This is a genomic window from Trebonia sp. (assembly GCF_030042015.1).
Taxonomy (GTDB): Bacteria; Actinomycetota; Actinomycetes; order Streptosporangiales; family Streptosporangiaceae; genus Trebonia.
In genome coordinates, this window is the sequence record NZ_JASIAL010000486.1 from 1 (window position 1) to 9,737 (window position 9,737).

The 9,737-nt window shown below is 72.8% G+C and carries 12 protein-coding genes; 1 reads left to right on the forward strand and 11 read right to left on the reverse strand.

Annotation, left to right across the window (positions count from 1 at the left end; translation table 11 throughout):
* On the forward strand, positions 1-306 hold a 306-nt coding region (locus tag Q1N79_RS25870), incomplete at its 5' end, for a VOC family protein (protein ID WP_367185143.1).
* Here Q1N79_RS25870 and Q1N79_RS25875 read toward each other — a convergent pair.
* From Q1N79_RS25875 to Q1N79_RS25925, 11 genes are all read right to left on the reverse strand, one after another.
* Positions 269-1,174, reverse strand: coding sequence for a hypothetical protein (locus tag Q1N79_RS25875; RefSeq protein WP_300613368.1), 906 nt, complete (start codon positions 1,172-1,174; stop codon positions 269-271). The two genes, Q1N79_RS25870 and Q1N79_RS25875, sit on opposite strands and share 38 nt — an antisense overlap.
* Positions 1,153-3,357, reverse strand: coding sequence for a phosphatidylglycerol lysyltransferase domain-containing protein (locus tag Q1N79_RS25880; RefSeq protein WP_300613370.1), 2,205 nt, complete (start codon positions 3,355-3,357; stop codon positions 1,153-1,155). The genes Q1N79_RS25875 and Q1N79_RS25880 overlap by 22 nt, the downstream gene beginning before the upstream one ends.
* Positions 3,350-4,219, reverse strand: coding sequence for an alpha/beta hydrolase-fold protein (locus Q1N79_RS25885; protein WP_300613372.1), 870 nt, complete (start codon positions 4,217-4,219; stop codon positions 3,350-3,352). Before Q1N79_RS25885 ends, Q1N79_RS25880 begins: the two co-directional genes overlap by 8 nt.
* 232 nt (positions 4,220-4,451) lie before the next feature.
* Positions 4,452-4,796 (reverse strand): hydrogenase maturation nickel metallochaperone HypA, encoded by a 345-nt coding sequence (locus tag Q1N79_RS25890; RefSeq protein WP_300613374.1) that lies wholly within the window; start codon positions 4,794-4,796, stop codon positions 4,452-4,454.
* 14 nt (positions 4,797-4,810) lie between these two features.
* A complete protein-coding gene (locus Q1N79_RS25895) occupies positions 4,811-5,074 on the reverse strand; it encodes a hypothetical protein (RefSeq protein ID WP_300613376.1) in 264 nt (87 codons plus the stop codon).
* A 33-nt stretch (positions 5,075-5,107) separates the two neighbouring features.
* Positions 5,108-5,668 carry a hydrogenase maturation protease gene (locus tag Q1N79_RS25900; RefSeq protein ID WP_300613378.1) on the reverse strand — a complete coding sequence of 187 codons (561 nt, stop codon included), beginning with the start codon at positions 5,666-5,668 and terminating at the stop codon, positions 5,108-5,110.
* A complete protein-coding gene (locus Q1N79_RS25905; RefSeq protein WP_300613379.1) occupies positions 5,665-6,975 on the reverse strand; it encodes a hypothetical protein in 1,311 nt (436 codons plus the stop codon). Before Q1N79_RS25905 ends, Q1N79_RS25900 begins: the two co-directional genes overlap by 4 nt.
* Positions 6,972-7,601 (reverse strand): DUF6084 family protein, encoded by a 630-nt coding sequence (locus Q1N79_RS25910; protein WP_300613381.1) that lies wholly within the window; start codon positions 7,599-7,601, stop codon positions 6,972-6,974. The genes Q1N79_RS25905 and Q1N79_RS25910 overlap by 4 nt, the downstream gene beginning before the upstream one ends.
* Positions 7,602-8,261, reverse strand: coding sequence for a DUF5947 family protein (locus Q1N79_RS25915; RefSeq protein WP_300613384.1), 660 nt, complete (start codon positions 8,259-8,261; stop codon positions 7,602-7,604). It lies immediately after the preceding gene.
* Positions 8,258-8,737 (reverse strand): hypothetical protein, encoded by a 480-nt coding sequence (locus Q1N79_RS25920; RefSeq protein WP_300613386.1) that lies wholly within the window; start codon positions 8,735-8,737, stop codon positions 8,258-8,260. The genes Q1N79_RS25915 and Q1N79_RS25920 overlap by 4 nt, the downstream gene beginning before the upstream one ends.
* A 1-nt stretch (position 8,738) precedes the next feature.
* The coding region (locus tag Q1N79_RS25925) for a nickel-dependent hydrogenase large subunit (RefSeq protein ID WP_300613388.1) at positions 8,739-9,737 on the reverse strand (999 nt) is incomplete at its 5' end.

Here is a 9,737-nt window from a genome sequence, read left to right on the forward strand (position 1 = left end):
TGGCGCGTTGATTCGGTCGAGACCCTGCAGATGTACCACCACCGGTTCAAGGCCGCGGGCGTCCCGGTCCAGCAGGAGGTCACGCACGGCAACGCGTACGGGATCTACTTCTTCGACCCCGAGGGCAACAGGGGCGAGGTCTACCTGCGGATCCCCAGGGACGTCCGGCAGCCGTTCCGCAAGTCGCTGAACCTGGAGCAGAGCGTCGCGGACGTGCACGCCGAGGCCGAGCGCCTGCTCGCCGGCGACGGGCCCCGCTACCAGCCGATCACCTGGCAGCCGGTCCCCGGCGCCACGGCCGGCTGACCGCCGGCGGCCGTGATCCGGGCGGCTGCTGGCCCGCCCCCGGGCGGGCCAGCAGCGCGGCGCCGAGCACGACGCAGGCGAAGCCCGCGCCGCGCAACACCCCGGCAAGCCCGCCGGGCATGTGCTCGGCGAAGACAGTCAGGCCGGCGAGGATGGGCAGCAGGTTGGTCAGCAGGGTCGACACGCCGGCGGTAGCCAGGGCCGGGCCGCGCTGGAAGGCCAGCTGCAGGCAGACGAAGGCCAGGCCGTGACAGGCGGGCAGCAGCACCGCGAACGCGATCACCGGGCTGATGCCGCTGACGGCCGCCTTGGTCGAGACATCGCCGGCCGCGTACAGCAGCCCGGCGGCCACCGCCAGCCCGGCGCCCGGCCGCAACAGGGCCCCGGCCGGGCCCGCGGCGACGGCCGCCGCGAGCGCGGAGCCGACAATCCAGGCGAGCGGCGGGCCCCAGCCCGGCAGGGCGCCGTGGCTGACGCCGCCGGCGAGCGAGAGCCCGAGCAGCAGCAGGCCGAGCACGGACGCGATGACAGCCATCGTGTCCCTGGCAGGCAGGCGCGCGCCGCCCGCGCGGACGAGCAGGGCGAGGAGCCCGACGCCGCCGGCCGAGGCGGCCTGTACCAGGGAGATCGGCGCGAGGCCGAGCGCGACGATGTACAGGGCCCACCCGGCCAGGCCGCCCGCGAAGCCGGCCACCCAGCGCCCGCTGGTGAACAGGGCGGCCAGCGACGCGGCCGGGTGGCGAAGCGACAGCGCGGGCAGCTCCCCCGATGCGGTGTGCTGGAGGTAGAACCCGTAGTTGAGGGCCGCGGCCGAGACGAGCGCGAGCAGCAGCCCGGCCGCGAGGCTCATCGCCTGCCGCCCGACCACTGCGGCTCGGCCGGCTGCGGCGGCGGCTCACGCGGCGCTTGCGCCGGGGGTTCGGGCGGCGACCAGCCGGCGCCGCGGATCAGCCCGGCGTACGGCAGGTAGCCTTCCGCGGCCATCGCCGCCAGCGCCACCCGGGGCAGGTCCGCCCGGTGCTCGACGACCACGTAGCGCGCCAGCCACGCCGGGCTGAACTGCCGGTTGAACCGGAGCAGGTTGTCCAGCTGCAGGGCGAGCATGTCCTTCAGCCGCAGCAGGGCACGCCGCTCGATGCGCCGGGCGGAGGTCCGCGCCGCACCGGCGGTGAGCAGGCCGGCGAACGGGGAGAAGTTCAGCGATATCCGGCCGAATCCGTGCTCGCCTGCCCACGCGGTCGCGTTGATGATGAGCCACGCGTTGAACCCGTTCGGGGTGTCCGCCCGGCGCGGCATCGACGACAGGGTCAGCGACCGGCTTGGCCGGCATACCGCCAGGTGGAGGAACCCGGCAACGCGGCCGCCGGCGTCGCGGCCGATGACGAACAGCGCGTCGCCGTCGCCCAGCCGGAACGGGCCATCGAGCTCCATCGTGAAGCCCTTGCGGGTCCCGCCGCGCAGCCAGGCCTGGTCGACCGCGGTCAGCTCGGCGCGCAGCGCGGGCGGCACGTCACCCGCCATGACGACCTCCGCCTGGTAGCCGTTGCGGTCCAGCCGGCGGGCGGCCTGGCGGATCGTGCGCATGGTCCGCCCGGCGAGGCAGAAGGCCGCCGTGTCGATGACCGCCTCGTCGCCGTGGTAGAGCGGACGCAGGCCGTGCTCGCGGTAGGTGTCAAGCAACCCTCCCGCGGCGCCGAGCACGACCACATGCCAGCCCCTGGACCTGGCGTGGGCGAGAAAGGCCGCGATCGCGTCCCCGGCCTCCCCGGCCGGGCCGACCGGATCGCCGCTGACGGCGACGCCACGGACGACGCGGTAGGCGATGAGGCTCTGGCCGGTGAAGAACCACTGCTTGTCCTGCCGGAGCGCGAACGGCGCCAGGGTGTCGCCGCCCCAGCGGCGCACGATCTCCTCCGCCTGCGCCAGGGTGCCCGCGCCGGCGAACAGCCGCTGCCGCCAGGGGCGGATCCACACCCAGACCGCCCAGGCGACCCCGATTGCCGCGATGGACATTTCCGAGGCGGGGAACCACCCGGCGAACCCCGCGGGCAGGTACTCGCTGCCGTGCGGGGCCAGCCCGGCCAGTGCCCGGACGCTGTCCCAGAGCGCGGCGGTCAGCGAGAACGGCAGGCCGCCGACCGTCCGGTAGGCGAACAATGTCACGACGCCGTACGCGATGGCCGCCGCGAGCATGCCCGCCAGGCGCAGCAGCGCCGACGGCTCGGCGGCCGGATCGCCGCGAAACGGGAACTCCTGCCTGCTGGCCAGCAGGGCAACCGCGATGAGCCCGGTCACGATCGCCGCGGAATAGTCGGAACCGCGCAGCAGGCTCAGCGCGGCGGACAGGCCAAGGAGCGCCACGCACAGCCCCCAGGCGCGCCTGTTGCGCCGCATCAGGCCACGCGACCCGATGAGCAGCAGCACCCCGGCCGGTGCCAGCAGCACGTGCACCGCCGGATCCACGATCCCCGGGCCGATCCGCTCCACCAGCCCGAGTGCGGCGTGCCGGCGCGGCAACAGGACCGAGATCAGGTCGATCAGCCCGCCGACGGCCACCAGCCAGGCGAGCAGCCGGTACGCGATCGCGCCGGAGCCAGTCCCGCGGCCGAGCAGCGCTCCGGCCACGCCGGCCAGCGCCGCGGCGAGGTAGACGGGCTGCAGCCCGGCGGCGGCGCGGAAGGCGGGCCCGAAGGGAATCTGGCGGACGAAGAACAGGCAGATCGCGTCGGCGACGTACAGCCAGGCGCCCACGCCGGCGGCCAGCCCGAGTCCTGCCGCCAGCCGGTCGAGCCGCGCCGCCCGTGCCGCCAGTCCCAGGATCACCCCCGCGATGGCGAAGACCGCGACGAACACGAGCAGCGGCACGCTGTCGTGGCTGGGCAGCTCGTCGAGCGGCAGCGCGTCGTGTACCCGCGGGCCCGGCCAGCTCGCCACGCGAGCCCGCAGCCAGTACAGCCAGCCCGTCGCCAGCGCGGGCACGATCACGACGGCCAGCGCGACGGCCGCGGCACGGCCGGCGGCGCCCAGCGCCGTGCGCACCCGGCTAGCCATGGCTCAGCTGCCCCGACGCGACGACGAGCGCCTGCGGCATCATGTCCCGCCACAGCCGCCAGGTGTGCGACCCGGGCTCCCAGAGGAACTCGTGCGCGATCCCCAGGGCGGTCAGCTGCGCGGCGAAGTCACGGTTCATCGACGCGTCTTCGTCGGCGCGCCCGCAGTAGAACCAGATGTAGGTCCGGGCGGCCCGCAGCCGCGGGGCGGCGGCGACAACCTCGTCCCGGGGGCTGTTGTAGCGCAGCAGCGCCCTGCTGTGGTCGAACAGGGCCGGGCTGGTGTCGGCGATCGTGTACCCGGACCAGCTTTCAATCAGCCCGAACTCGCCCGGGTGGTGCAGCCCGATGTTCAGCGCCCCGTAGCCGCCCTCTGAGTACCCGGCGATGCCCCGGGCGCTGCCGCTGCGGATCGTCCGGTACCGCGCGTCGATCGCGTTGACCAGGTCGCGCGCGACGAATGTCTCCCACTGGTTCCCCGGGGTCACCGCGTTCGCCCATTCGGTGTCGGTCATGAACGAGCGAGTCCCGTTCGGCATCACCAAGATCATCGGCCGCGCCTGCCCGGCCGCGAGCAGCGACGCGTAGATCGCCTTGAGGTTGCCGATGTTGAGGAAGTTCCACGGATACGCCGGCCAGCCGTGCAGCAGGTACAGGACCGGATAACGGCGCGCGGGGTAGCTCGCGTACCCCGGCGGCAGCATGACGTACACGGTGTCCTTGTAGCCGTCAAGCGCCGGGCTGACCACGGTGATCGTGTCGACCGTGGGAGCGGGCAGCCCGTGCAGCAGCGTGGGCGGCGGGAACCCCCGGTACAGCCAGAACGTCTCGGTGTAACGGACGACTCCGGCCGTTCCGCTCACCGCGAGCAGGACACCGAGAACGGCCAGGATGGCCACCGTGAGCCCGCGAAGAAGCCGCGACCTGCCCCAGCCTCGCGGGACACGCCGCCATCCAGCCGTGGGCGCCCGCCCCATCCCCGCCATGTTCCTTGCTCCACGTCAAGCACATGCGGGCGGGAGCCCGGAAGTCAGGGGCATAGGTCCCCTCCGGCACTAGCCGAGGTCGCCAGCGCCGGAGGTTACCGCGGCGCAGTCACCCGCTGGGGGTTAGGTACCTGACCGATTCCAGGACCAGCTCGTCGCCTCCGCTCATCTCGACGTTGGTGCCGTGACAGCGGGAGCACACCGCGAGCGCGTCCATGCTCTCGCTCGCGGTCCCGCAGTCGCGGCAGCTGACCGTGGCCGGGACCGTGACGACCTCCACGGCCGCGTCGGCCGCCTCCGTCCCGGCTGCGACGAGGCTGAACGCCTGTGCCATCGCCGCGGGCTCCACGGCGTGCCGCACCCCGCAGCGCACGCGTATCCCGGCGACCGGCCGGCCGGCCGCACGGGACTGGACGGCCTCGAGCACGCCTTCGCACAGCCCGAACTCGTGCACGTCGCCCCGCGTCCTCAGGCCGCCTGGCGAGCGTTCCGGCGCGCCATGATCTCGTCGATGACGCCCGAGATGATCGCGCCGCGGGCGTCACGCTGCTTCTTCATGGCCTCCGCGACCGGCGTGAGACCTTGCAGGGCCGACAGCCCCTCGCCGAGGGCGCGCCGGGTCTCCGGCGATTCCCAGATCTCGCGGGCCGTGCCCAGCGCCCGCCCGAGCCCCTCGCGGCCGTGACGGGTGCCTACCCAGTAGCCGACGGCGAATCCGATGAGCGCTTCCATGTCGGCTACATCTCCCTGATTTCCAGGTAGCGCCTAACGTCCGGCAGCGAATCGATCACTATCGCGAGCACCGCCGCTATGATCGCCGCCCTGACTAGCCTGCCCAGCATGTTGTGCACCTTCCTTTTGCCGTTGTTGCCTGAGAATCTCCTCGACCGTGCTGACCGCGTGCGGCAACGCCGCCCGCACCTGGTCAGATAGCCCCATTCCAGCGCCGAGGTCGGCGGGCTCGCACGCCACCACCAGGCACCGCCCCGGGTGCCCGCCCATCGCGGCGAGCATCGCGAAGATCGCGTCGGGTGTCAGGTCGTGCGCGTCCATGATCGCGGCGCCCGGGGCGACGTCCGCGGGGTCGACCTCGAGCACGGTGACCGTGCCCGGCGGGCACCCGCGCTGGGCGGCGTCCACCAGGACGAACAGGTCACACCCGTTGAGCAGCTCGTAGACCAGGTGCACGCCGCGGATGCCGAAATCGGCGATCTCGACGCCGTCCGGCCACGGCCGCTGCGCCAGCAGCCGGGCCGCCTCCACCCCGAAGGCGTCGTCCCCCTGGAAGACGTTGCCCACCCCCGCGACCAGCGTCCGCCCGGTCATCGATCGCCACCGCCGCACGGCTCGATCTCCTCCGGCGCGAAGTACAGGAACCGGCCGTGCGCGGCCTGCAAGTCCGCGGCCGGATCGTCGGCCAGGGACACCGCCAGGTAGCTGGCGTCGTCGACGTCGGTGAGGACCGCCTCGACGACCGCGCGCCGGCCGGCCAGGAACATGTCCTGCGCGTCCGCGCGGCGCGCGCCGGGCCGCAACGTGACCAGGCTGCCGCGCGCCACGCGCTGTCCGGCCACGGTGATCGCGTCGGTGGCGGGCGAGACCGAGGCGTCCTGCTCCGGATCCCACCAGGGGACCCGGGTGTCCGCGGCGGGCGGGCGAAGCGCGCGGATCGTGCCGTGCAGCCGTTCCATCGCCCGCGGGTCCATCGCGTCCACCCGGTCGATCAGCGCCGCGGCGCGCGGGTCGGTGGCGCGGGCCTCGTCCTTTTCTGCGTCGGTGAGGGCGAGCGTGCGCAAGGTCAGGATCTCGTCGATCTCGGTGCCGTCGTAGAGCTCACCCGGGCTTTCTGCGGCGAGCTCCGGGTGCTCGGGCAGGATGATCGGCGAGGCAAGCACCACGTCGCGGGAGCCGGGCGGGCCGGCCAGCACCGGCCAGACGCCGGCGTTGACGCAGTCGCCGACGGCCTGGCTGGCCCACTCCGGCGGGTCCGTCATCGAGACGAACGCGCCGCCGGAGACGGTGATGATCATGTGCACCGCCACGAGCGCGAACGCAAGCGCCTCGTCCCTGGTTGCGAACACGGGGCTGCCGTCCTCCGCGGCCGCGGGCGGCGGAGCGGTCTGGTTCGCGACACTGACGGTCAGCCGCGCCGCCTGCCACGGACCCGGCAGCGGGCTGGCCTGGACCGAGACGGACAGCGCGAGCCGTTCGCGGCGGCGGGCCACGTACGCGCCCGCCATGGCCTCGTACTCTTCGCCTGCGGGTATCGCAAACTGCCTGACAGCTCCCTCGCCGAGCAGCCCTGGGCCCCGCGCGAAGACCGCGACCTCCTGCTCGACCGCCTCGTCCCACACCTCGGGAACCTGGCGATGGGGTACCTCGCCGATCGCGCGGCGCCGCTGCACCTGCAGGAACCGGGCGGCCACCTCGACCGCCGGCTCACCGGAATGCTCGAAGACGCACTCGGTCCGCGCCGCCGGCGTCTCCGATGGGTCGCGGGCGGCGTAGCCGGGCGGCATGAGCACGCCGAACTGCCAGCGGCTGCGGTTCTTCTGCGCGGAGGCGCGGTACGGGTACAGGACGTAGCCCTCGAACAGGACCGAGTCCGCGACCTGCCGCACGTCGAAGCTCACGGCGCTTCCTTGAGCAGCGCGGTCAGCGTGGCGTCCCAGGTGGGCAGGGCGCGTTCTGACTTGTACGCGGCGAGCGCGTCGAGCGTCTCCCGGCTGCAGCGCAGCCACGCGCTGCCTGGGAAGTGCAGGTCCACGACCTCGCGCCAGACGCTGACCGGCATCCGGTAGGACGCCTCGCAGCTCCACGGGATCAGCTCCACGCTGAATCCATCTCCGTGCGCGGTGAAGACGGTGCCGCTGAACAGCAGCAGCAGCGGGATCGTGCCGTCATCCAGCCCCTGCAGGTAGCGGGCGGAGGCGACCTCGAGGTCATAGGTGCAGGGCACCTGGAGGTCGACCTCCGTTTGCGAGGTGAACCCCGGCACCATCGTGGACACCATGGCCAGCTGGATCGGCTTGACCGTCTCCGCCCAGCGGGAGGTGTCGCCGAACAAGTCGGCCAGCCGCCGCGCTTCTGCCGCGGAGTACCTGCGGCGGTGCGGCTCGATGCGCAGCTGGCAGCGCAGCGCGATGGCCTGCACGACCGCGCCGGTGCTTTCGCTGATCGTCAGCGTCAGCGACAGCGTCGGCGTCGCGGCGTAGCGCGCCGCACTGGCCTGGGCGCAGCCGAAGGTGAGGTTCGCCATTTAGATCTCCCTGGCGCGTTGCCGCAGGTCGGTCAGGCAATCGGCGAGGATCCGCCTGACCTCGGTCCCGCCGTCGAAACCATGCCAGTTCACCCGCAGCGCTCCGGCCAGCGAGTAGCACATGTCGATGGGGATCAGGAACGCCTCGGCGCCGTCACCGCGGCTGACGAGGATCGCCTCCACGTCCGGCTCGAGCGCGGCGAGCAGCGGGTGCGCGGCCGCGAGCCTGTCCCACGCCGCGAGGTCAAGCTCGCATTCGGTCACCCCTGCCGGGCTCGGGTAGCTGGCGATGACGCGGCCGAGCGCCGAGCTGCGGAAGAAGAACGCGATCGCGACCGGGATTTGCAGCTCCGCCCATTCGGCGTCGGTCAGCGGCGCCCGCGGGTCGTGGCGGACCCGGTCCGGTATCGTGCGGTAGCGGGCTCCTGGCCTGGTGAACAGCAGGGCGCACGCCGTGCAGGCGCAGGCGATCGAGTGGTGCTGCGGGTCCGCCAGGTGCCGGTGCTCGCCGCCGAGTTCCTCGCCGCACAGCTCGCATCGCTCCGCCTGCTCCCCCGGCGGGGGCTGCGCGGGAGCGGCGAAGCGGCGCAGCCCGGCGGCCATGGCTGGCGAACCGGCTGGCGCGGGGAGAACGCCGTGGCCGTTCGGGATAATCTTCATCGTGCCTCGGCGGGGCGGCGGGCTATCTGTAGCAACGGCGGGTCGCGCGGGACCAGCCTGACCCCAGTCGTTTCCGGCGCCGCGTCCGCCACGGCCTGCTCGATGCCCGTCGTGGCGCCGCAGCCGCTCCCTGGCCGGATGTGCGCCACGCCGGCGTCGTCCACGCCGAGGAACTCCGTGCCCGCCCCGAGCCGGCCAAGCGCGCGCCGGATCCTGGCCTCGGTGCCGAGCGGGTGCAGGTCGTGCACCAGGAGCAGGCTCTCGACCAGCGGATCGGCGATGAGCCTGGCGCGCAGCCTGTCCTCGTCGCCGATGACCGCCATGATGGACGCCAGGCCGGCTCCGTAGAGCCGGACCAGGCAGGTGACGAGTTCCTCGGCGAGGTCGGCGGCCTCGGCTCCCCCGCGCGCCCGCAGCTGAGCGAGGAGTTCCTCCACGCGCATCCCTGCCGCTCGGGCGTCGTTGCCCTCGCTCATGTCAGATCGCCAGCGTGATGCCGGTCGGTGAATGCGCCGTCTTGAGCACGCGGCCGCCGCCCAGGTACATGTGCACGCCGCAGGGCAGGCACGGGTCGAAGCTGCGCACCGCGCGCATGATGTCGATGCCCTTGAAGTTCTCCGGCGGGTTCTCCTCGAAGATCGGGGTGTTCTGCACCGCGTCCTCGTACGGACCCGGCGTCCCGTAGGTGTCCCGGACGCTGCCGTTCCACGGAGTCGGCGGGTAGGGGTGGTAGTTCGCGATCTTGCCTTCCCTGATCACCATGTGGTGGGACAGCACGCCACGGACCGCCTCGGTGAAGCCGCAGCTGATGCCCTCGTCGGGCACGGTGAACGGCTCCCACGTCTTGGTCCGCCCGGCCCGCACCTCGGCGAGCGCCTGCTCGACGAAGTGCAGCGCGCAGGCGGCGGCGTACGCCTGGAAGTACGTCCTGGCGCGGTCCCGCTCGATCGCGTTGGACAGCGGCTGGCCGTGGGAGTCCACCGGCGGCTTCCATTCGAAGGTCACCGCGGGCCGCGACACCGTCTTGGGCAGGTTGATCTCGACGCTGTGCCCGGTTGACTTCACGTACCCGATGTCGACAAGGCCGGCCAGCGCGGTCGCCCACAGCCGCGCGATCGGGCCGCCGCCGGTGTCCAGCGGCAGGTAGTCGGTGCCGTCGAACCAGCGGGGCGACATCGTCCAGCTGTACTTGTCGTCGAAGTCGCGCTTGGCGGGGCGCGGGATCGTGTGCTGGTTCCACGGGTGCCGACGGTCGACCGGGTTGCCGAGCGGGTCGCGGGTGACGAACATCTCCTGGTCTTCCCAGTCCTCGTAGTACGAGTGGCCGAGCAGGATCCGGATGCCCAGGTTGATGTCGACCAGGCTGGTGGTGACCAGCTGCCCGTCGACCACGACGCCGGGCGTGACGAACATCTTGCGGCCCCAGTCGGCCATGTTCTGGTAGGTGAAGTCGCAGTACTCCGGGTTGTTGAGGCT

Bases quoted from the DNA above. Each gene is read 5' to 3' on its own strand.
- Q1N79_RS25880 (WP_300613370.1), bottom strand. From the start codon at position 3,357: ATGGCTAGCCGGGTGCGCACGGCGCTGGGCGCCGCCGGCCGTGCCGCG.
- Q1N79_RS25895 (WP_300613376.1), bottom strand. From the start codon at position 5,074: ATGGAAGCGCTCATCGGATTCGCCGTCGGCTACTGGGTAGGCACCCGT.
- Q1N79_RS25900 (WP_300613378.1), bottom strand. From the start codon at position 5,668: ATGACCGGGCGGACGCTGGTCGCGGGGGTGGGCAACGTCTTCCAGGGG.
- Q1N79_RS25910 (WP_300613381.1), bottom strand. From the start codon at position 7,601: ATGGCGAACCTCACCTTCGGCTGCGCCCAGGCCAGTGCGGCGCGCTAC.
- Q1N79_RS25915 (WP_300613384.1), bottom strand. From the start codon at position 8,261: ATGAAGATTATCCCGAACGGCCACGGCGTTCTCCCCGCGCCAGCCGGT.
- Q1N79_RS25920 (WP_300613386.1), bottom strand. From the start codon at position 8,737: ATGAGCGAGGGCAACGACGCCCGAGCGGCAGGGATGCGCGTGGAGGAA.